Source organism: Kosakonia sp. H7A (assembly GCF_003028445.1).
Classification (GTDB): domain Bacteria; phylum Pseudomonadota; class Gammaproteobacteria; order Enterobacterales; family Enterobacteriaceae; genus Kosakonia; species Kosakonia radicincitans.
Map to the genome: position 1 here is coordinate 1,545,092 of NZ_PYTZ01000001.1, position 23,115 is coordinate 1,568,206.

The window sequence follows — 23,115 nt, forward strand, 5'->3', positions numbered from 1 at the left end:
TTTCGGCGTCACAACGGGCGCCGAAGGGCGAAAATATTATTTACACTGGGTGTGCATGGTTGCAGAACCCTCTGGACGCCATGCGCCCCACGGGTTAGCGTCGGACGGCGCTTCGCCCTGAACATACCAGCCGTTCATCCAGACTTTGCCCTGATAAGTTACTTTCTGGCAAGGCTGAGCATAGATGGTAGAAGCGTTCCATGCTGTGACGGCACCGTTGCCTGGGTTATCGCCAGGCTCTTCACCCGGGTTATCGCCTGGGTTTTCGCCCGGTTCTTCACCCGGCTCTTCGCCTGGTTCTTCACCCGGTTCTTCAGGCTCTTCTGCGACATCGTCAGCCAGGTGCTTGATGGAGAACGCCAGCGGCAGAGAATCATCTTTGCCATCATTAACCGTCAGTTTAAAGCCCAGAGTGGCATCCACATCGGTGCTGTTCAGCGTGAAAGTCGCTTTCTGCTGACTCGCATTGTTCAGCGTAACCTGCGGCCCGGAAACCTGGGTCCAGGTGTAAGTCAGCGTGTCGCCATCCGCATCATAAGAGCTGGAAGCATCCAGTGTTACCGTCGCTGCACCCTGCACTTCTTTCTGATAAGTCGCACGAGCAACCGGAACGGTGTTGCCGGTTTCCGGCACGCCGCCGCTGGCGGCATTCTTCATATCGTTGATGTAATCGATCTGGTCAGCAAAGCTCAGGCCGGTATCGTTAGAGCCCATCGCCCAGACGAATACACCGCCGTAACCATTTGCAGCCTGCCATGCGGCACGCGCGATGTTGTTTTCGCGGGTTTCAGCATAGCGACCTTCCGGGCCCCACTGGGTGGTCAGGGTGTTACCGAGGATGATTTTCTTCGCATCGCCAACCGCTTTCGCGTAGTTAGCCATTGCAACGTCATACTTGAAGCGCGGACCCGCGTCGTATGCCATTACATTGTAGAAATCAAACAGATCGCGACTGTTTTGCAGCAGATCCAGTACTTCACCATGGTGAGTGGAACGATCGTTTTCAACAAAGGAGCAACCGTCGGTCACAGAAGAATCAGAGCACTCAAGCGGGTCAGCACCCACGTGGTAAGTCGTCAGGCTGATCAGCTTGCCGCTGTTCGGGCCCAGCAGTTCACGTACGCGTTTAACCAGTTTGATCAGGTTGTTGTTCTCTTCCGGACTCAGACGAGCGGTTTTCTCGAAGTCAAAGTCGATACCGTCGATCTGCACGGTGCCCGCCTTCTGGTAGTTCGCCAGGTTACAGGAACCATCCCAGTTAGCGCTGGAGCATGGACCCTGAACCTGATCCGCCTGCAGGCCTTTTTGATAAACCGGGAAATCCTTACGCAGCAGTTTTACCAGACCCTGAGCAATATTTTCACGACTGGTTTCATTCGCCAGATGCGCCCAAATACTTTCGTATGTTGCGCCACCGAATGCCACCATCATTTTTTTGTAGGGTGCAGCCAGTTTAACTTGAGTCCAGGAAGTATAAGCTGGCGGTAACCAGTAATCGTTATAAGCAACATCACCAACGATATTATCAGAAGTATAAATTGCACCGTCCTGATCCCAGCCACCGAACGAAAGCAAATAAGTATCAACTTCTGCATTCATCATTTGAGTAGCTGCATCCTGAGGTAAACCCCAGGAAGTCAGATAACTCATCATATGGTTATTTGATTCAGCCAGTGCAGACTGAGAGAGTAACGCCGTAGTAATTAATGCAGCCAATGATAACTTTTTCAAAAGTAACCTCCTGTTACAAGAGTTAATTAAAAATGCGTCATCAATAATAGGGGCTGCGAATTTTATTCCAATGCGTTACATCTCGTAATGGTTGAGAATAACCGAGGTCCGTTTTGAATATTCTCGATATTATTTAATCCATTTCGCTATTTCTTCCTGAGAACAAGGTTTAAATAAACAACCATCCATTCCCGCGGCCAGACATTGCTCAATAACCTCTTCCTGCGCAATCGCCGTAAAGCCAAGCAAGGTTGCCCGCTCGCGGTCATTTTCCCGCTCCTCTGCGCGTAACCGCTGCGCCAGCGTGAAGCCATCCATCACCGGCATATTGCAATCAATTAAGGCGTAATCGAAATTGTCATACATCCGCCACAGTGTCAGCGCCTCCTCACCATTCTGCGCTTCGCTCACCCGGTGGCCCAAAAATTCAAGCTGATGTCGTAACAACATGAGATTGGGGGGGTAATCATCCACAATTAATACCCGCTTAACGGTGGTCAGCGATTTGCTCCTGGGTGTTTTATCCAGCGGCTTCGCCACGCTGGCAATAGCCGCGGGCAAACAAAGCTGTAGCGCGACCGTTGTCCCTTCACCTGGCGCGCTGGTTAACGAGAGCGTGCCTTTCATCAAGTCACAGAGTGTACGGCAAATAAACAACCCCAGCCCGGTTCCCAGCCGGGAGTTTTCTCCTTCCATGCCTAACTGCGTAAACGGTTTGAAAAGGCGCTGTTGATCTTCCGGAGTGATGCCAATGCCGGTGTCTTTCACAGTGAGCGCAACCTCAACCCTGCCATCAGAAGTGGGCTGATGCTGCAAAATGACCTCAATTCCCCCTTCGTGAGTAAATTTAATCGCATTACTCAGCAGATTAGAGAGGATCTGTTTATAGCGGCAGGGATCGATCTTCAACAGACAGGTATTGCCGCCAATTACCCGCAAATCAATGCTGATTTGCTTCTGATCGGTCGCTTCCTGAAAGAGCAACACCACCAAACGGGTTAAGGCGATCAGATCTTCTTTTTGTGGCTCAATGGCCATGCGACCCGATTCGATGCGCGCAATATCGAGAATATCGCCCACGACCGTCAGCAAATTTTTTGCCGCATCATGCGCGACTTCAAGCATCGGCTGAGAGTGGTGCTCTTTCACGTTCTGCTTAATTTGCAGTTCGAGGATGCCGAGAATCGCATTCAGCGGCGTGCGGATTTCATGGCTCATCACCGAAAGGAAATTGCTCTTTGCCCGGCTCGATGCCAGCGCTTCATCCCGGGCATCATTAAGCTGTTGCACCAGCTCTTCGCGTTCCGTGACATCCATCCAGCCGCTGCAGACCCCGCCGATCGCCCCGTCGCTATCATGGAAAGGAATGATCCAGTGGAAAACGGTGCGCGGTTTGGTGCTGTGATCCAGCGCCAGCACCCGATCGCCCATCTGCGGTCGCCCCGTCTCGATAACATCCACATAGTCGTGCCGGAATCCGCGTTTCAGGTATTCAGGCAACGGCAGAACGTCGATGGTTTCACCAAGCACATCGCCGCGCGCAACCTTCATTTCAGCCAGGAAGCGGGCATTGCAATCAATCATCTTGCCTTCAAGGTTACGCACCACCATCGGCCAGGGAACGGCATGCATGATGTTATACATATACGTAAGCTGCTCTTTAAGCCGCAACTGCATGCGCGTGCGCTGTTTAACCTGGCGTCGCAATGAAAGGCCCCACAGCAGCGAGAGAATCAACACCATCGTTGTGGGAACGCCGATTTGCCAAAGATGTTGCCGCCAGCGCTGCCAGAATGCGCCGCCTTCGTAGCGCCAGCCGCTACCAAGCCGCTGATAATCATTATCCGGAATGGTATCCAGCACTTTATCGAGGATCGAGAGCAGTTCCGGCGCGGCCGCTGAAACACCGAAAGCAACATGCAGGGGATTAACCCCTTGCAGGCTGGAAATGTCAATTTTATCGCGGCCAATCCGTCTGATTTGATAATCCGTATTCGCCTCAATGCCGATCGCCGCATCCACCTGGCCTGCGGAGAGCATATCCACAGCCTCTGTCAGACTGCGGGTGCCGATCATCTTGATCTGCGGATATTGCGCAGCGAGATAGCGTGCGATCAACGAGTCTTCACGCACGGCAACGAAACGATCAGAAAGCCCATCAAGCGTCCTTACCGCTGGCGTTTTGCTTCGCGTCAACAGAACATATTTACTGGTCAACCAGACGCGCGAATAGCGTAATTCCGGCAGGTGACCGGTGGGGATACCGGCCACCATGTCGGCCTCTCCGGCGGCGATCTTTTCGCTCAGCGCCTCGAAACTGCTGACATCGGAGACCACAAAATTGAGGCCGGTACGGATACGCACCATGGTCAGCAGATCGGCGCTGATACCACTGAAATTCAGTTTCTTATCGATAAAACTCATCGGCGCGCTGGCATCAAAAGCCAGTACGCGGATGACCGGATGCTCGCGAATCCACTGTTTTTCGCTGGGCGAGAAAAAAGGGCTCCCGGCGTCCTTCACCTCATCGGCACCCTGTGCCGCCATAACAAACGTACAGAGAAGACACAGCACAGCCCCTGTGCGCCTGAGGAAAGGAAAAATCGGGTATTTTGCTATCCTGCCTGATCTATTCATTCGCGGTAACGCCCAACGCTCTCTGCAAAAATTGATAACTTTCATGCACCGCGATACCAAAGCGATGGCGCATCTTCGTGGCTTGCGCTTCATTTACCCGCTGTTCGTGGAGCAGTGCAGGCAATCTTTCCATGGTGATGCAACGGCGCCGGGCATAGCGCATGCCCAACAGGTGAAAAGAGGATTTCATGCGGTGTGCCAAATCAGCTATCTGTATCAGCGATCCATCATGTTGCAGGTTTTCCAGTTGGCGGAGATCGCTGCTTAACGTTCGCAGCAGCGTCGGGATCATCGCCTCTATAACTGGCTGTTGGTGGCCGGCCAGCGCACAAAGTTCGTGCAGATCCGGCTCTGGCCTGAGTGGAATAGCCCTGACCTGCTCATCAGAAAACATCAGCGGCAGCAGTCGATCAAAACCTTTGAGCCGCAGCCGATTCTCCTGCTGCTCCCGCGACCAATCACCACAGCCCAGCAGCAGCGGCGTTGTCGCCACATCGCCCGCCAGTTCTGCGGCAAGAATGTTTTCCAGGGCGTCACAACCCGCCTTTTCCTGCTCGTCGAGCTCGAAAACTATGGCGTGGTACCGGTGTTGCTTAAGCAGGCCGGGCGCGTCGTTGAAGCCAGCAATACGCTTTTGCGGGTGCGCATGCTGTAATCTGTACTGTTGCTCGCAACGGTGAGTAATAACAAGAAGTGGCAATCCCTGCATAACGACCTGACTTAACTGATTAATCCGAGCTGCTGTACGGACTGATAAAGCTCATACTCCGACGTGGCGCCTAATTTACGCATCGCGCTCTTCTTTTGTGCGCTAACGGTCTGCTTGGTACGGCTCAGCCTGACGCTGATTTCATTCACCGTCATTCCGCGCAGCAACAGACGCAGAACTTCATTCTCTTTTGGTGTTAGGTGAACCGCTGTTTTCGTCGTTGTTCGCTCTTTGATGCTACCGATCCGGCCTGCCGCCATGGTGGACGTCAGACTTTTCATCGTATGCAACAATTCGGTAGAGAGGCTGGCTTTATTCAGCACGCGGTGTACGCCAAGACGCATTAGCGAACGCTGGAGACCAGGATTGCTCACCATGGTAACGACGATAATTAATAGCTCAGGCCAGCGTCTTTTCAGCAGCTGTATCAGCGCCAGTCCGTCATTGTACCGGGTACCCGGCATGCTGAAGTCGGTGATTAAAATATCCGCAGGTTGCTGCTCAAGCTTCACCACTAGCTCGTCGGTAGTCATGGCTTCATCAACAATGTGGTACTGACGGGAAAGTGGGTTAAGCAGTGCCCGTAATCCCATCAGATAAATAGGATGATCGTCAGCAATCAGCACCTTTTTTGGCTTCAGCACATCTGGATTCTCGCGGGCAAAATGAAAGTGCCGCAGACTCTAGCAAAAAAATAAAAACAGGCAGAATGAATATTGCGGATAAAACAGAAATGCGCGCTTATAGCTTTGTTAATTGCAGGGCTAATTTAAACCAGGGATAAAAATGGAGTTTTTATAATCAGCAGATATAAAAAAACCGCAGCACCGGCTGCGGTTTTTTAGCGTTGAGAGCAAGCTTACGGCAGAATTGACGGCTGATCCGCCCCTTCTTTCTCTACTTTCTGCTGCAACAGATGTTCGCGCTTCATCCCCAGCTTCAGCGCCAGCGCCGATGCAACGTAGATGGAAGACGCCGTACCTATGGAAACCCCGATCAGCATGGTCAGCGAGAAGCCTTTCAGCATCGCGCCGCCAAAGAGATACAGCATCAGGATCACAACCAGCGTGGTGCCGGAGGTGATCAAGGTACGATGCAGGGTCTGCGTCAGCGAGATGTTGAAGATCTCATACGGCGTACCGCGACGGATCTTGCGGAAGTTCTCACGAATACGGTCCGATACCACGATACTGTCGTTGAGCGAGTAGCCGATAACCGACATCAACGATGCCACGATGGTCAGGTCAATCTCGATATGGAACAGCGACAGCACGCCCATGGTAATGATCACGTCGTGCGCCAGAGCGATAACCACACCCGCCGCCAGGCGCCATTCGAAGCGGAACCCGACGTAAATCAGGATACAGATCAGCGCAACCAGCAGCGCCATACCGCCGGTTTGCGCCAAATCCGCCCCGACGCTCGGGCCGACGAACTCGATGCGTTTCACCGCAGCGTTCTGGCTGGTCGCTTCGTTAATCACGCTGACAACTTTGCTGCCCAGTACCTGCCCGCCGGTTTCACCCTGCGCAGGCGGCATACGCACCATGATGTCACGGCTGCTGCCGAAGTTCTGCAACAGCGGTTCCGCAAAGCCCGCTTTCTCCAGCGCGTCACGCATTAAATCCATGTCCGCTGGTTTTTCCAGCGAAATTTCAATAACCGTACCGCCAGTAAAGTCCAGGCCCCAGTTAAAGCCGCGAACACCCATCACAACGATGGAGAGGATCAGCAGCCCGCCGGAAATGATGAAAGCCCAGTTGTCCCAGCGCATAAAGTCCCAGACTTTACGGCCGTGGTTCAATTGTTCAACAGTATAATCCTGTGCCACAACGCACTCCTCAGATAGACAGCTTGTTAATGCGTTTGCCGCCGTACAACAGGTTGACGATGGCACGGGTACCGACGATAGCGGTAAACATGGAGGTCGCCACACCGATACCGGTGGTAATTGCGAACCCTTTAATCGAGCCAGTACCTACTGCGTACAGAATAAGCACTTTAATCAACGTGGTGACGTTCGCATCGAAAATCGATGAAAATGCGCCCTGATAACCTTCGTGAATCGCCTGCTGGACGGAACGCCCGTTGCTCAGCTCTTCCTTAATACGTTCGTTTATCAGTACGTTCGCATCCACCGCAACCGCAAGGGTTAACACGATACCCGCAATCCCCGGCATGGTCAGCGTTGCGCCAGGCAACAGCGACATGATACCGACGATAAGTACCAGGTTCGCCACCAGCGCAGACGTTGCGATCAGACCAAACTTCTTATAGAAGAAGATCATGAAGATGATCGACACCACCAGACCCGCCAGACAGGCTTCCAGACCCTGAGTGATGTTCTGCGCACCCAGCGTTGGACCAATAGTACGTTCTTCAACAATCTGAATCGGCGCAATCAGCGCACCGGCACGCAGCAGCAGCGAGAGCTGACGCGCTTCGGTCGGGTTGCTGATGCCGGTAATGCGGAAGCTGTTACCGAGGCGAGACTGGATATTGGCGATGTTAATCACCTCTTCCTGTTTCACCAGCACCGCACGCCCATTGGCATCTTTCTTACCGCTGTCTTTGTACTCCACAAACAGGGTCGCCATCGGCTTGCCGATATTGTCCTTGGTGAAGTTCGACATAATGTTGCCACCCGCGCTGTCCAGTGAAATGTTCACCTGCGGCTGGTTGTACTCATCCTGGCTGGATGTGGAATCGGTAATATGGTCACCGGTCAGAATCACGCGTTTGTACAGCACAACCGGCTGACCTTCACGCGTCAGTTTCACCTCAGAATCACCCGGTACACGACCGGCAGCTGCGGCAGAAGCGTCCACGCTGCTGTTTACCAGACGGAATTCCAGCGTTGCAGTCGCACCCAGGATCTCTTTAGCACGCGCAGTATCCTGAATCCCCGGCAGTTCAACCACGATGCGATCAGCGCCCTGGCGCTGCACCAGCGGTTCGGCAACGCCGAGCTGGTTCACACGGTTACGTAGAATATTGATGTTCTGCTGAACAGCATATTCACGCGCTTCACTCAGACGCGCATCGCTCATCACCGCACGCAGTACGTTGTCGCCCTGGTTGGTGATCACCAGATCGCGGTGGCGGCTGGTCAGGTAAGTATTCGCCTGATCGCGCGCCGCGCTGTCGCGGAACTGGATGCTCAGGCCATAATTATCTTCCTTACGCACGGTGGTGTAAGGAATCCCTTTATCGCGCAGATCGCTGCGCAGGCTGTCCATATTCTGTTCCTGCAGCTTGGTCAGCGCTGTTTGCATGTCCACTTCCATCAGGAAGTGCACGCCGCCGCGTAAATCGAGACCGAGTTTCATCGGTTCGGCTTTGATGGCGGTCAGCCAGCGAGGCGTTGCAGGAGCAAGGTTAAGAGCTACGACGTATTGATCGCCTAACGCGCTGACCAGCACCTCGCGGGCGCGCAGCTGTGTGTCAGTCGAATCAAAGCGAGCGAGAATAGCGCCATCTTCCAGTGCCACGGACTTCGCGTTGATTTTTTCTTCTTGTAAATTTTTCTGGACCTGGATCAGCGTTTGCTCACTGGCGGCGACGCCGCGCGCGCCAGTGATCTGAACAGCCGGATCCTCACCATACAGGTTGGGAAGTGCGTAAAGCAGGCCGACGATAATCACGACGACCAGCATGATGTACTTCCACAAAGGATAACGGTTTAACACGGCAGTTCCCTTTGGGAAAACGAAATGATTACAGCGCCTTCATAGTGCCTTTCGGCAGAACGGCAGCTACGAAGTCACGTTTGATTACTACTTCAGTGGTGTCGTTCAGCGCAATCGCAATGTAGCCGGTTTCAGCTACTTTGGTTACGCGACCAACCAGACCACCGTTAGTCAGCACTTCATCACCTTTGGCGATGGAGTCCATCAGCTTTTTATGCTCTTTCGTGCGTTTTTGCTGCGGACGCAGGATCATGAAGTAGAAAATCAGACCAAACACCACCAGCATCAGGATCAGAGATATCGGGCTACCCTGTGCCGGCGCGCCAGCTGCCGCTACCGCATCAGAAATAAAAAAGCTCATTCAAATTCCCTCATTTATTTAATTAATCAACGTTCAAAGGTGGAACCGGTCGACCCTGACGTTGGTAAAAATCCGCTACGAAGCGCTCTAATTTACCCTCTTCGATAGCCTTGCGTAAACCAGCCATTAAACGCTGATAATACCGCAGGTTATGAATCGTATTGAGACGCGCGCCCAAGATTTCGTTGCAACGATCGAGATGATGCAAATACGCAAGTGAATAATTGCGACAGGTGTAGCAATCACACTCAGCATCGAGCGGGCCGGTATCGCTTTTATATTTCGCGTTACGGATTTTCACCACGCCGTTGGTCACAAACAGATGACCGTTGCGGGCATTACGCGTCGGCATAACACAGTCGAACATATCAATGCCGCGACGCACACCTTCAACTAAATCTTCCGGTTTACCCACACCCATCAGGTATCGTGGTTTGTCTGCAGGGATTTGCGGGCAGACATGCTCCAGGATGCGGTGCATATCTTCTTTTGGCTCCCCTACAGCAAGACCGCCGACAGCGTAGCCATCAAAGCCAATCTCTACCAGACCTTTGACCGATATATCTCGTAAATCTTCGTAAACGCTGCCCTGAATGATGCCAAAGAGCGCATTTTTGTTGCCTAATCCATCGAATCGGTCGCGACTGCGCTTCGCCCAGCGTAGAGACATTTCCATAGAGCGTTTCGCATAGTCCCAGTCGGCCGGGTATGGGGTACATTCATCGAAGATCATCACGATGTCGGAACCGAGGTCGTATTGGATCTCCATCGACTTTTCCGGGTCGAGGAAAATCGGATCGCCATTGATCGGGTTGCGGAAGTGCACGCCCGATTCGGTGATCTTGCGAATGTCGCCAAGACTGAAGACCTGGAAGCCGCCGGAATCGGTCAGAATCGGGCCTTTCCACTGCATAAAATCGTGCAGATCGCCATGCAGCTTCATGATTTCCTGGCCCGGGCGCAGCCACAGGTGGAAGGTGTTGCCCAGAATAATTTGTGCGCCAGTGGCTTCCACTTCTTCCGGCGTCATCCCTTTTACCGTGCCGTAAGTGCCCACAGGCATAAACGCCGGCGTTTCAACCACACCGCGTTCAAACACCAGACGACCGCGGCGGGCGCGTCCGTCGGTGGTATCCAGTTCAAATTTCATTTTTTCTCCAGCATCAGAGAGACAGTCTGATGGTAACTATCTGCTGTGAAATCACTCCACAACATCGAATTCATCAACAAGCAAAAAAGGCGTAATTGACGCCGCCAGTTTGGACGCGGACAGCGCACAGCAACCGGAGCGTACACACAGTACGTGAGGATTGCGAGCACTGCCCAAGTGCAAAATGGCAAGTAAAATAGCCTTTTTATGGACGTTCAGTAATGGCCTGCGGATTGTACGTGATAAACATCGCATCGCCATAACTAAAGAAGCGATATTCCTGCACAACGGCGGCGCGGTACGCGTTCATGGTGTGCTGATATCCGGCAAACGCGGAAACCAGCATGATCAGCGTCGATTCCGGCAGGTGGAAGTTGGTCACCAGCGCATCGATCACCTGATATTGATAACCCGGATAAATGAAGATCTGCGTATCGCCAAAGAACGGCGCAATTAGCGCATCGTTGGCGGCCTGCGCGGCGCTCTCCAGCGAGCGTACGGACGTGGTTCCCACAGCGACAACACGGTTGCCGCGCGCTTTCGCCGCCAGCACCGCGTCCACAACCTCCTGCGGCACTTCGGCATATTCGGAGTGCATGATGTGATCTTCAATGCTGTCGACGCGTACCGGCTGGAAAGTCCCGGCACCAACATGCAGGGTAACGAAAGCCATTTCAATGCCTTTATTACGCAGACGTTCCAGCAGCGGCTCATCAAAATGCAGGCCCGCCGTCGGTGCAGCAACCGCGCCCGGCTTCTGGCTGTAGACCGTCTGATAGAGCTCGCGATCGGCATCTTCATCCGGACGATCGATATACGGCGGCAGCGGCATATGGCCAATGGCGTTAAGAATATCCAGCACCGGGCGCTCATCATGGAACTCAACTTCAAACAGCGCATCGTGGCGCGCAACCATAGTTGCCCGAACATCTTCGGCATCGCCCAGCAGCAGCTCAGCGCCGGGTTTTGGCGCTTTAGACGCGCGAATATGTGCCAGAATACGTTTATCATCGAGCATGCGCTCAACCAGCACTTCAATCTTACCGCCGCTCGCTTTACGGCCAAACAAGCGTGCAGGGATCACGCGGGTATTATTGAACACCAGCAGATCGCCAGGGTTGAGCTTATCCAGTAAATCGGTGAAAGTACCGTGCGTCAGCGCGCCTGTTGGGCCATCCAGCGAAAGTAAGCGGCAACTGCTGCGCTCGGGCTGTGGGTAGTGGGCAATCAGGGATTCGGGTAATTCAAAGGAAAAATCGGCAACGCGCATGACACTAACTCAAGACAAAATAAGAGGCGGGTAGTCTAGTGCCCGCGCCCTTTCGCTGCAACCGTTAGCCGCTTTTGGTTCAAAAAATAACCTAAAAGACAAAGCGGCATAACAGCGCCAGTGCTGGCGCCACCGGGCGCTGGCGAAACACCTGCAATCGACAATGATGGACATAGAATGAATTTTTTAGCACACCTGCATCTTGCACACCTGGCGGACAGCTCGCTGCCCGGCAACCTGCTGGCGGACTTCGTTCGCGGCAACCCGGAAAATCTCTACGCGCCAGCCGTGGTGGACGGCATTTATATGCACCGCCGTATTGACGTGATGACCGACAACCTGCCGGAAGTCAAAATCGCCCGGGAAGGATTCCGCGCGCAAACGCGCCGGGTCGCGCCGATCACGCTGGATGTGATGTGGGATCACTTTCTCTCCCGCCACTGGGCGCAACTCTCCCCCGACTTTTCGCTGGTGGATTTCGTGCGTTATGCCCATTCACAGGTAGCCACCATTTTGCAGGAGTCCCCGCCGCGTTTTGTAAATTTGAATAACTACCTGTGGTCGGAACGCTGGCTGGAGCGCTACCGGGAGATGTCCTTTATTCAGAATGTACTCAACGGCATGGCGAACCGCCGCCCGCGGCTTGATGCGCTGCGCGACTCCTGGCAGGATCTCGACGCTAACTACGCCGAACTGGAAAGCCTGTTCTGGCAGTTCTACCCGCGCATGATGGAGCAGGCAATTTCTCGCACGCTTTAATTGATAGGCAAAACCTGTCTCAACGATTGTCAATGGCGCTTTGAGCCACTTCCGCCCTCTCCCTATACTGGCCCGCGTTGCGTTCTAATTAACCTTGTAAATCACAGGAGTACACATGGTACTGGTCACTCGTCAGGCACCGGATTTTACAGCAGCAGCCGTACTGGGCAGCGGTGAAATCGTTGAAAACTTTAATTTCAAACAGCACACCAACGGCAAAGCCACCGTGCTGTTTTTCTGGCCGATGGATTTCACCTTCGTTTGCCCGTCTGAACTGATCGCTTTCGACAAACGCTACGAAGAGTTCCAGAAGCGCGGCGTTGAAGTGGTTGGCGTCTCCTTCGACTCCGAGTTTGTTCACAACGCATGGCGTAACACGCCGGTTGAGAAAGGCGGTATCGGTGCGGTGAAATACGCAATGGTTGCGGATATCAAACGTGAAATCCAGCAGGCTTACGGTATCGAACACCCGGACGCAGGCGTTGCGCTGCGCGGTTCTTTCCTGATCGACAAAGACGGTATCGTGCGTCATCAGGTAGTTAACGACCTGCCGCTGGGGCGTAACATCGACGAAATGCTGCGTATGGTTGATGCGCTGCAATTCCACGAAGAGCACGGCGAAGTTTGCCCGGCGCAGTGGGAAAAAGGTAAAGAAGGGATGAGCGCTTCTCCGGACGGCGTTGCGAAATACCTGAGCGAAAACGTCTCCAGCCTGTAATCGGCAGCGTTTGACAAAAGGCCCGCTCTGCGGGCCTTTATGTTAGCGTGTTTTCACTTCACGCCAGATACGCAGCGCCATCCACACCAGCACCACAACCCCCAGCAGCAGCACGCCCCACACCAGCCACGTTTTCCACATTCCCTGCCGTTCAGCAGGCGACGTCGCCGTCAGCCGTTCCTGCCCGCCAGGTGTCACTCGCTCTGCCACTTGTACTTCCGGGATAGCGTCAAGATCGAGCTGTTTACGTAAGGCCTCCGTGATTAGCGCATCCAGGGCCACGGCGGCAGGCTGCGCCGCCCGGTTACCCCAGGCCAGCATAAATGGCCCTTTGCCCTGGGCGTTAAACAGCAGCGATTGCCGCGAGCGACTGCCGCTCATCTGCGGTAATTCACCCGGTAAACGCGCATCCAGCGTGGTAATGCGCACCGCCTGCACAACTCCTTCCGGCAACGCGATCGGCGCAGAAGCCTGTTCATTACGCTGCCACAACACGGTTTTACTGAGCGGTTGCCACTCGGCGCTGGCGCTACTGCGGAACGCGATCTCCACCGGCAGGACGCTCCCTTCCGCCAGTTTTACCGACAGTGAACTTAACGGCTGCGGTTGCGCCCACAGGTATTGCGCCTCGGTGGAAGAAACCCGCTGTCCGTGGCTCGCTATCTGTACCTGCTCCAGCGGCGTTGGCTCGCTGCCCAGCGTCGCCGTGACCTGCGTAATCGTCACCGGCAGATTTGGCGTATCAAACACCATCAGCAAATAACGCACGCCATCCGCGGACATGGTTTGATTGACATTTATCTGATCGAGTTTCAACCGGTCGTTACCGCTCGCCAGCTCCATCACCGGCGCATTTTCCTGCAATGTTGCCCAGCTACGCATATCATCACTGAAAAAGAGCGTTACTTTGCTACGCCATTTCGCTACTGCTTCCGGCCATGTCAGCTTCAACTGCGCCAGCGTAAAGGTCTCCGGCATATTTTCCGGCAGCGCCAGCAAATAACTCTGTCCAACCACCTCTGCTGGCTCGCCTTCAATACGAATATCGACGCCGGATGAGGAGTGCAAACGCACCACATTTTGCCCTTGCGCGCTGGTTTCAACCGGTGAGGAGTCGAGCGGGAAGACGCGCAGCGGAATGGCGGCAGGCGCGTGGGTTGCCGCACTTTGTGTTTCCAGCGTGAACGGCACTCGCTCTCCGTCGCGATTAAACACCCGTACGTCACGCAAATCTGGCCATGTACTTTGCGTGTAAACATCCAGCGGCAGATCCACGCGATACCAGGAAGCCGCTTGCGGCAAATCAAGCGAGGCGCCAAACGCATAATCCTGCGGCGAATCCGGGAGCGGTTCACTGCTTATCGCCGCGCCCGTTGCCATTATCAGCGCAGCCAACACTACTCCATGCCATGTTGTCATTGTTCTTCTCCCTTATCTTGTTCCCGCACAGCCTTTGGTGGCAGGGGTGAAAAATAGCCCACAATCAGCACCAGTACCGCCACGCCAATAAAGGCGATCGCCCGCGATAAGCCACCGCCTCCGGCGCTGTCTACCAGCATCAACTTAAGCAATACAACGCCCAGCAGCACACCGCCGCACAGCCACTGATGGCGAGCATGCTGACGCGTCGCGCGAATCATCACCACCAGCGCAATCAACATCCAGAACAGCGCCAGGCTGGTCTGGATCAACCGCGATTGCCACAAACTGCCCACATCCCACTCCACTTCGCCGTAATACGCCAGCAACCGCAGCAACGCACCGTTAAGCCACCAGAAACCAAGCGCCGCCAGGACCCATGGCCGTACACGCCACATTTGTGGCGCTATCGTCGGGTAGTGGGTTTCAGCAAAACGGCTATACAACCAGACGCCAGCCAGTGCGAAAGCCGCCCCCTCTTCCAGCGGGTTAACCAGCGGGAGATAACGCATCTCCGTCACCACTCCGTCGCCGAGGTTAGCGAATACCAGCCAGCCCAACAGCACAGGTACTACCGGCAACAGCGCCAGCGCGCCATATAGCGCAGGCCAGATGCGAAACGGCCAGAACGCATGGCGGATTGCCGCCAGCACCAGCGCGATCGCAAGGCCACCCGCCGCCATCGGCAACCCGCTCTGCCAGGGCTCCGATCCCCACGGCAGTCCCTCAACAAACCACCACACTTCACTACCAGCCGCCAGCAACAGCATCCAGAACAGGGAGATATGTAACCCTTGCGACACGCGCGCAGGCACAGTGCCATTATCCTTGTAGAGCAGCAGCAAAGCGGAAGGCAGAGCAATACACCAGGCGAGATTCGACCATCCCGCCGCCAGAGCATGCCCTTGCGATGTTATCTGCCAGCCCAGCATCAGCGCCATACCCAGCCACAACAACCACCGGGCGTATCCCAGCTCCGGCCATGATGCGCGCAGGCTGCCCGCACGCCACAGCCACACCGAAAGCGCCAACAGCGCCAGTACGCCAAACCCGGCATGCACCGCAACCGGTAAAACCAGCTGTGTCGCGCCGCCCAGCGCAACCACCCAGAACGCTACCGCGCCCGCCAGCAGCAACCCGCTGCCTTCACGCCGGATCCCACGCCACAGCCATGCGCCCGCCAGCCAACAACCGCTCAGCACGGCAAAGATCAACAAGGTCGACAAGGCATTAAGCCCATCGGCTGACGCCCAGAGCGCGCTACACAGCGCCAGCAACAACAAGGCGCTGCCGCTGTAGCTCATACGCCGCAGGTTTTGCTGCACGCCGAGCCACAAGATTCCCAGCCCTTCCAGCGCCCAGGCCATTGCCGTCCAGCGCGCTGAAAGCGCCAGTGGGATTGCCAGTGTGGCAAACGCGCCGCCCAGCGCCAGCGCTGCCAGTACCAGCGGTTTTGCCGCCGTCGGGTAGCGCTTCAGCGCCAGGGTCGCTAATGCCAGATAGAAAAGACCAAAACCCAGAGCGCTAAACGCCGGTCCGTAGTGCCAGTGCCAGGTAATAGCGTACTGCATACCAAATCCCACCAGCGGCGGCGCGAACAGCAGCACGCCATCAATAATGCGCTCTCCCCGACGCTGCGCGCGCAGTGACAACGCTACGCTCAATACGCCGAAGATCAGGATGTTGACAATCAGGAAGAGCTGGCAGCTCAGATAAAATTCCGGACGGTAGCTCTCCATGCCCCACAGCCCGGCAACGCCGAAAGTGAAGAACATCCCCAGAAGATTCAGTTCGCGCCAGTGCTGCCAGAGGCTGATGGCGAGAATGCCTGCCGAGAGCAGTAAGTAAAACGAGAACAGTGCGATATGGCTGCCGCCACCGGTGGAGAGCAGTATCGGTGCCAGATAGCCGCCAAGGCTGGCCAGCAGTGCCAGGCTCAGCGCCTGTTGCAGCACCGCCAGCCCGACGCTTGCCGCGCAAATAACAATGAGCAGCCCAAAGGCCAGCGTCATCGGCAACATCTGCCACAAGCGAAATGCGCCGAACACGGTTAAGTAGAGCGCGCCAACCGCGCCGCCTTGCAGTATCAAAGCAAAAACGGTTTGCTTATGCCGCAATCGCCACCCCAGCCCCAGCAGAACCAGGGCGACCAACGCCACGGCAGCCAGCCGTAATTCCAGCGGGAACAAGGCGTATTCCACGGTGTAACGTAGTAAGAAGGAGAGTCCGATAAATAGCAGCACAATGCCCAGTTTCGCCAGCGGATTGCCCTGCATAAACCAGCGCGCCAGCGAAGTGACCATGCCCCAGGAGGCGGTTTCCGGCTTCGTTGTTTTTATAGCAGGCGCGTCAACAGCGGCCGCTGGCGATTCGGCCTTACGTTCCCACGGATTAACCGCTGATACAGGCGTTTGAGGAATTTCAATTACTTCGCGAGCAGGCGCCGGGACAGCCCCGGCCGACGTCGCTTCACGGCTTTCCGGCATTTCCATCAGGCGCTGTTCAAGTACGCTCAGCCGCTGCTGCAATTGCAGAAGTTCACTCTGCGTGGCGACGCTGCGCCGCCAGGCGGTTATCGCCACAATGGGCACCACTACCAGCGCCAGAAACAGCACTACCACGCCGAATACTAAAAGACCATCCATGTACTATCGCCTTCGCTAAAGGGGAGACGTAACGACCGCCCCTCGTCGCGTGGCGATTCAGGCGGCAGACCAGACAGATGCGCTGGTAGCTGAAAGCGTCAGCACATCATCCAGTAGCGTACCTGTACCTTCCTGAAGCCGCCAGTTTTTCGCCTCTAACAGCGGCGAGCCCTCCAGCACCACCTCGCAGGCTTCGCCGCGGTTGATCGCCACCAGTACGCGCTGTTGCTGCCAGACACGAACAAAAACCAGCACGTTATCCTGGGCGTATATCACCTGGCAGCCGCCGCGCCGCAAAGCCTGGCTACGCGCGCGCAGTTTCGCCATACGCTGGTAGAGCGCCAGCAGTTGCGTATCCTGGCGCTTTTTATCCCACGGGAAGGTCTTACGACAAAAGGGATCGTTCGCCCCGTCGAGTCCTACTTCATCGCCATAATAGATGCAAGGCGTTCCCGGCCAGCTAAACAGCCAGACCACCGCCAGCGGCAGCCGGGCAACATCGTTGCCGAGCACGGTTTTAAAGCGCGGCGTATCGTGGCTGTCGAGCTGGTTAAACATACGCAACTGCTGCTGGTGCGACAGTCCGGCCCGGTAGTTATCCATCCATGCTGCGCAAGTTTGCGCATCGATCTGCTGGGGATCGTAGGCAATATCTGTATTCGCCAGAAAGGCCCACACCGGCAGCGTAAAACCGCGATAATTCATGGCCGCGTCTTCAGCATCCGCCTGTAGCCACTGGCGCGCATCGCCAAAATGTTCGCCGAAAACATAGGCCTGCGGCAGCGTCTCTTTCGCCGCGCGGGTGATCCCCGAAATATGGTGCAGATTGTTACGCGCCCCGCCGTCTTCGCCCAGCATATGCACCACGTCCAGCCGCCAGCCGTCCATGTTCCACGGCGCTTTCAGCCAGTGGCGCACAATGCTCTCCTCTCCCTGATAAATCTCTTCAACCAGCGTCGGTGACTGATAATCGAGTTTCGGCAGGCTGGCATACCCCAGCCAGTCGCGGGCGCGGCCCTGCTCGTCAAAACTGTACCAGCTACGCCAGCGGGAATCGGGGTTATGACAGGCTCCACCGGTGCCACGGTTGTGGCGATCGAACCACGCGTGGGAATCACCGCTATGGTTAAAAACACCATCAAGGATCAAACGCATATTCAGTTGCTGCGTATTGCGCCGCAGGCGTAACAGGGCTTCGTCACCGCCAAACTGCGGATCGACATGGCGGTAATCTTCAGTGTCATATTTATGTACGCTGGGAGCGACAAAAACCGGGTTGAGATAGAGCGCGGTAACGCCCAGCTTTTTCAGGTAGGGCAACTTTTCGCTGATCCCGTCGAGATCGCCACCATAAAAGGTTGATCCCCCGGCTTGTACCGTTAACGGATCGTCCCAGTCGCGCAGCACAATGGGGTGACCAGCGGCATGATGATGGTAAACCTTATCCTGCTGCTCACCGCGCGGCTGGCTGCGCGCAAAACGGTCCGGGAAAATCTGGTAAAACACCTGATCGGCCACCCACTGCGGCCCATCATCCGGCTCATCAACCGCGAACTGTTCGAGACGGGCGGGTGGAAAACGGCTAAACCCCTGCGGCGTAAACCACAGTTGCCGGTTCTCCCACAGGAGCTTAAAGCTGTAGCGGCGGCGTGGTTGCCCACTGCTGATGTCCAGCGCAACTTGCCAGGCACTGACGCCGTTCGCCGCGGTTTTCCGCCGTCGGTGCATAGCCAGCGGCGTCTCTTCATTGTCGATTTCGGTGCGCAGCATCACCCGCTCCGGCAAACCGATCCCACTCAGCCAGAGCGTGATAATTAACTGATCTTTATTTTGTTTCACAAACGGCGCGACGGGCAGGTGCCATGCATTTAACATCAAAAATCCCCTGTGCTCAAAATGACGCCACTCTTCCACACCCGCACGTCTGCCGCCTCCTTCTTTCGCTTTTTTTACAGGGCTGAGAGACGGGGCGCAGATGTGATCCGGCAGAGCTACCGCCGGGCAAATGCGTGAGTTTTTGCAGGCCTGCTTCGTGCCGATGCACGAAGTCTCCGGCCTGGCTGCTTTTTATACTGTTAAAAATGATAACCGCCAGGAATAAGTATGAAAAATAAACCCGAAATCCTTGTCATTACTGAAATTCCCCAACCGATGATAACCACCCTCGAACAGCATTTTGTGGTGCATAAATACTGGCAGCAGGATGAGCAAACCCTGCTGCGCGACCATGCGCATGCCATTCGCGGTGCGTTAACCCGTGCAGCCAGGGGGATCAGTACCTCGCTGATTGAGCAGCTTCCGGCGCTGGAGGCGATCAGCGGTTTTGGCGTGGGCGTTGATGCGACCGATCTCGAAACCTGCCGTCGCCGGGGGATCACCGTCAGCAACACGCCAAACGTGCTCAATGAGTGCGTCGCCGACACCGGGCTGGCGCTGATGCTGGCGGTGACGCGCAAAATTTGCGAAGCCGACCGCTTCGCCCGCGCGGGGCAATGGGAGCATGCCGCATTTCCTGGTGCCTGGAAAATGAGCGGGAAACGCTGCGGGATTGTCGGAATGGGCAATATCGGCCACGATGTTGCCCGGCGTGCGGCGGCGTTCAATATGCCGATCCACTATTTCAGCCCCCGGGAAGCCCGTAACAGCCGCTGGCAACGCCATCAGAGCATCGTTGACCTGGCGCGGGCGGTGGATTTTCTGGTACTGACGTTACCCGGAGGGGCGAAAACGCATCATGTCATTAATCGTGAAGTGCTGGAAGCGCTGGGGCCTGAAGGGATTCTGGTGAATATTGCGCGTGGCAGCGTGGTGGATACCGACGCGCTGATCGCGGTGCTGCAGGAAGGAAAGTTACGCGGCGCAGGACTGGATGTGTTTGAGAACGAACCCCATATTCCCCTGCCGCTGCGCGAGCTGCCAAATGTCGTGCTGCTACCGCATATTGCCAGCAATACGGCGGAAACCCGCCAGGCGATGGCGGATCTGACCATCAATAACCTGGTGAGTTATTTCAATGACGGGAAAATGCTGACCCCGGTGGTGTGATTTTTTGCCGGGTTACTGCACTTATCAGGCCCTGCAGGCCTGATAAGGCGTCGCCGCCATCAGGCGGATTTTTTAAACTTCCAGCCAATCAGCAACAGCACAATCCACGCCAGGCCCACGTACAGCGAAATGCGGGTTTCCGGGTGCCAGCCAATCAGCGCGATGATAAACACAAGGAACAGCAGTCCCACGATGGTAGTTGTCACACCGCCAGGCACTTTGAATTTCAGCGCCTTCACTTCATCGGCAGAAAGGCGGCGGCGGAAACCGATTTGCGACAGCAAAATCATGATCCACACCCATACCGTGGCAAAGGTCGCCAGCGACGCAATCACCAGGAAAACATTCTCCGGCATGATGTAGTTCAACCAGACCGCCAGCAGCAGCGCAACGGTCATCACCACGACCGTCACCCACGGGATGCCGCGACGAGAGGTTTTGGCAAACATCTTCGGTGCACTGCCCTGCTCCGCCATGCCGTGCAGCATACGCCCCACGCCAAAAACATCGCTATTGATCGCCGAAAGCGAAGCGGTCAGTACCACAAAGTTAAGAATGCTGGCGGCAAAGGTAATGCCCATATGCTGGAAGGTCAGGACAAACGGGCTGCCGTCAGTACCGACCTGGTTCCACGGGTAGATGGACATGATGACGAACAGCGTCCCGACATAAAACACCAGAATGCGCATCGGTACGGAGTTAATGGCGCGCGGGATCGATTTTTCCGGATCTTTCGCTTCACCGGCGGTGATGCCGATGATTTCGATACCGCCGTAGGCGAACATCACCATTTGCAGCGCCATCACCGTGCCCAGCCAGCCATTACTGAAGAAACCGCCGTGGCTCCACAAATTGCTGATCCCGGTCGGCTGCCCGCCGTTACCGATGCCCCAGATGATGATGCCAAAACCGGCGAGAATCATGATGATAATGGTGGCGACTTTAAAGAACGAGAACCAGAACTCCAGTTCGCCGAAGACTTTTACGCTCATCAGGTTAATGGCGCAGATGATCATCACCACGCTCAGCACCCAGATCCAGTGCGGCACCGTCGGGAACCAGACGCCCATATAGATGCCGAAAGCCGTCACATCGGCAATCGCCACGATCAGGATTTCAAAACAGTAGGTCCAGCCAGTGATATAGCCCGCAAGCGGGCCGAGGTTTTCCTGTGCGTAACGAGAGAACGAGCTGGCGGAAGGGTTATGTACCGACATTTCACCCAGCGCACGCATAATGATATACGCGGCGACGCCACCAATAATGTAGGCCAGCAACACGCTCGGCCCGGCCATTTTGATGGCATCGGCAGAGCCGTAAAACAGCCCGGTGCCGATTGCCGATCCCAGCGCCATAAAGCGGATGTGGCGGGTGCTTAACCCACGCTTCAGCTTATTCGTACTTTCCATCGTTTCCACTGCCATTATTCAACACAAAAATAAAAAACCACGGGGCGCCAAACCCCGTGGTTAAACAAACCGTATCCGCAACTGTTAATGCGCGCTGGAAGTCACCTGACGCCCGGCGGTGCGATCCCAGACTGCCGCCAGAATCACCATCACCAGGCTCGGCATCAGCCAGGCCAGCCCCTGTTCCGCCAGCGGCAAACGCTGCGTCCAGGCCGGTAAATACTCAGCAAAGGCGGATGCTTTCACGCCGTCAAGGATACCAAAAAGCAGGCTGATAAACATGGCTGGCGCAATTACGCGGGTGGAGTTGTTCCACCACGAACGGCTGAAGCTCAGCACCACCAGCACGATGCACGGCGGGTAGATCATCGTCAGCACAGGGATGGAGATCTGAATCAGATGACTCAGCCCCAGGTTGGAAACCGCCATTGAGAAGATGCCCAGAATAAACACCAGCGAACGGTAAGAGAGCGGCAGATACTGCGCGAAAAACTCGGCGCAGGCGCAGGTCAGGCCAACCGCCGTCACCAGGCAAGCGATGAAGATCAACGCCGCCAGCAGGAAGCTGCCCGCGCCACCAAAGGTGTGCTGAACATAAGCATGCAGAATCGCTGCGCCGTTAGCGGATTGATCCACCAGCGTCGCGCTGTCTGAACCCAGGCGGAACAGCGCCAGATAGAGCAGCGTCAGCCCCACGCCCGCCATCAGCCCGGCCCAGACGGTGTAGCGGGTCAGCAGACGCGCCTCGGTCACACCGCGCGAACGGGCAGCATTCACGATCACGATACCGAACACCATTGCACCCAGCGTATCCATCGTCAGATAGCCATTAACAAAACCGTTAGAGAACGGTGCAGTCTGATAAGCTTCCAGCGCATGGCTGATAGGACCAGCCGGCCAGACGATCGCGGCAATCGAAAGAATGGTCAGCGCGATAATTTTCAGCGGAGCAAGGAAGTTGCCCACAGTATCCAGCAGCTTGCCCGGATAGAGCGACACCAGGATCACCAGCGCAAAATAAACGATGCTGTAGACCAGCAGCGGCATTGCGCCATCGCCAGTCAGCGGCGCAATCCCCACCTCAAACGAGACGGTCGCCGTACGCGGCGTGGCGAACAACGGCCCTACCGCCAGATAACAAACGGTTGCCAGCAGCACGCCAGCGACTTTACCGATCGGCGTGCTCAGGCTATCCACACCGCCACCCACTTTGGCCAGCGCAACGACTGTCAGCACCGGCAGGCCTACGGCGGTAATCAGAAAACCAAACGCCGCCATCCAGACGTGTTCACCCGCCTGCAAGCCGACCATTGGCGGGAAAATGATGTTCCCTGCGCCAACGAACAAGGCGAAGGTCATAAAGCCCAGAGCAACAATGTCTCGTGGTTTTAAGTGATAGGTCATAAGTTTACTGCCTGTGGATGTGGTGTCGTAAATAATGGTGAATTTTTCGCCTTCCCTGCCGAACAATAACGCGTATAAACCGTGAAAAATCAGCTGGAAATGCTTAATACGTAACGTGGCGGAGTATAGTTTTTCGATTTACCACGTAAACATAGTCGGTCTGACAATG

Annotated in this window: 17 protein-coding genes; 3 read left to right on the forward strand and 14 right to left on the reverse strand. The window is 55.5% G+C overall.

The features are described 5' to 3' along the window. Positions 1-36: 36 nt before the first annotated feature. From CWM66_RS07205 to queA, 9 genes are all read right to left on the reverse strand, one after another. A complete protein-coding gene (locus tag CWM66_RS07205; RefSeq protein ID WP_007373492.1) occupies positions 37-1,731 on the reverse strand; it encodes a glycosyl hydrolase family 18 protein in 1,695 nt (564 codons plus the stop codon). A 129-nt stretch (positions 1,732-1,860) separates the two neighbouring features. Then, positions 1,861-4,305 carry an ATP-binding protein gene (locus tag CWM66_RS07210; RefSeq protein ID WP_107146411.1) on the reverse strand — a complete coding sequence of 815 codons (2,445 nt, stop codon included), beginning with the start codon at positions 4,303-4,305 and terminating at the stop codon, positions 1,861-1,863. 55 nt (positions 4,306-4,360) lie between these two features. Further along, positions 4,361-5,077, reverse strand: coding sequence for an Hpt domain-containing protein (locus CWM66_RS07215; RefSeq protein ID WP_007373490.1), 717 nt, complete (start codon positions 5,075-5,077; stop codon positions 4,361-4,363). Positions 5,078-5,088: 11 nt separating this feature from the next. Further along, positions 5,089-5,721 carry a response regulator transcription factor gene (locus CWM66_RS07220; protein ID WP_007373489.1) on the reverse strand — a complete coding sequence of 211 codons (633 nt, stop codon included), beginning with the start codon at positions 5,719-5,721 and terminating at the stop codon, positions 5,089-5,091. Positions 5,722-5,936: 215 nt separating this feature from the next. Then, positions 5,937-6,908 carry a protein translocase subunit SecF gene (secF, locus tag CWM66_RS07225; RefSeq protein ID WP_007373488.1) on the reverse strand — a complete coding sequence of 324 codons (972 nt, stop codon included), beginning with the start codon at positions 6,906-6,908 and terminating at the stop codon, positions 5,937-5,939. Between the two features lie 10 nt (positions 6,909-6,918). After that, on the reverse strand, positions 6,919-8,766 hold the full coding sequence (secD, locus tag CWM66_RS07230; RefSeq protein WP_007373487.1) for a protein translocase subunit SecD: 1,848 nt from the start codon (positions 8,764-8,766) through the stop codon (positions 6,919-6,921). A 28-nt stretch (positions 8,767-8,794) separates the two neighbouring features. Then, a complete protein-coding gene (gene yajC / locus CWM66_RS07235) occupies positions 8,795-9,127 on the reverse strand; it encodes a preprotein translocase subunit YajC (RefSeq protein WP_007373486.1) in 333 nt (110 codons plus the stop codon). A gap of 22 nt (positions 9,128-9,149) precedes the next feature. Then, positions 9,150-10,277: a tRNA guanosine(34) transglycosylase Tgt gene (gene tgt / locus CWM66_RS07240; RefSeq protein ID WP_035887253.1), complete on the reverse strand. Its 1,128-nt coding sequence runs from the start codon at positions 10,275-10,277 to the stop codon at positions 9,150-9,152. A gap of 205 nt (positions 10,278-10,482) precedes the next feature. Further along, entirely contained in the window at positions 10,483-11,547 is a 1,065-nt protein-coding gene (gene queA / locus CWM66_RS07250; RefSeq protein ID WP_071920314.1) for a tRNA preQ1(34) S-adenosylmethionine ribosyltransferase-isomerase QueA, read from the reverse strand. A gap of 177 nt (positions 11,548-11,724) precedes the next feature. Here queA and acpH point away from each other — a divergent pair, with 177 nt between their 5' ends. Together acpH and CWM66_RS07260 are read left to right on the forward strand one after the other, a co-directional pair. Beyond that, entirely contained in the window at positions 11,725-12,306 is a 582-nt protein-coding gene (acpH, locus tag CWM66_RS07255) for an ACP phosphodiesterase (RefSeq protein ID WP_107146413.1), read from the forward strand. Positions 12,307-12,421: 115 nt separating this feature from the next. Next, positions 12,422-13,024, forward strand: coding sequence for a peroxiredoxin C (locus CWM66_RS07260; RefSeq protein WP_007373480.1), 603 nt, complete (start codon positions 12,422-12,424; stop codon positions 13,022-13,024). A 42-nt stretch (positions 13,025-13,066) separates the two neighbouring features. Here CWM66_RS07260 and CWM66_RS07265 read toward each other — a convergent pair whose 3' ends face one another. Genes CWM66_RS07265 through malZ form a run of 3 tightly spaced genes read right to left on the reverse strand, consistent with a single transcriptional unit; the run spans position 13,067 to position 18,963 of the window. After that, positions 13,067-14,443, reverse strand: coding sequence for a DUF3999 family protein (locus CWM66_RS07265; RefSeq protein ID WP_107146414.1), 1,377 nt, complete (start codon positions 14,441-14,443; stop codon positions 13,067-13,069). Further along, entirely contained in the window at positions 14,440-17,088 is a 2,649-nt protein-coding gene (locus CWM66_RS07270) for a DUF2339 domain-containing protein (RefSeq protein WP_107146415.1), read from the reverse strand. The genes CWM66_RS07265 and CWM66_RS07270 overlap by 4 nt, the downstream gene beginning before the upstream one ends. Before the next feature lie 57 nt (positions 17,089-17,145). Then, the gene (malZ, locus tag CWM66_RS07275; RefSeq protein WP_107146416.1) at positions 17,146-18,963 is read right to left on the reverse strand and encodes a maltodextrin glucosidase; all 1,818 of its coding nucleotides are present in this window, start codon (positions 18,961-18,963) and stop codon (positions 17,146-17,148) included. A gap of 228 nt (positions 18,964-19,191) precedes the next feature. Here malZ and CWM66_RS07280 point away from each other — a divergent pair, with 228 nt between their 5' ends. After that, entirely contained in the window at positions 19,192-20,133 is a 942-nt protein-coding gene (locus CWM66_RS07280) for a 2-hydroxyacid dehydrogenase (protein ID WP_007373476.1), read from the forward strand. Positions 20,134-20,192: 59 nt separating this feature from the next. Here CWM66_RS07280 and proY read toward each other — a convergent pair whose 3' ends face one another. Further along, positions 20,193-21,542 (reverse strand): proline-specific permease ProY, encoded by a 1,350-nt coding sequence (gene proY, locus CWM66_RS07285; RefSeq protein WP_035887243.1) that lies wholly within the window; start codon positions 21,540-21,542, stop codon positions 20,193-20,195. An 84-nt stretch (positions 21,543-21,626) separates the two neighbouring features. Then, a complete protein-coding gene (gene brnQ, locus CWM66_RS07290) occupies positions 21,627-22,946 on the reverse strand; it encodes a branched-chain amino acid transporter carrier protein BrnQ (RefSeq protein WP_071920310.1) in 1,320 nt (439 codons plus the stop codon). Positions 22,947-23,115: the final 169 nt, after the last annotated feature.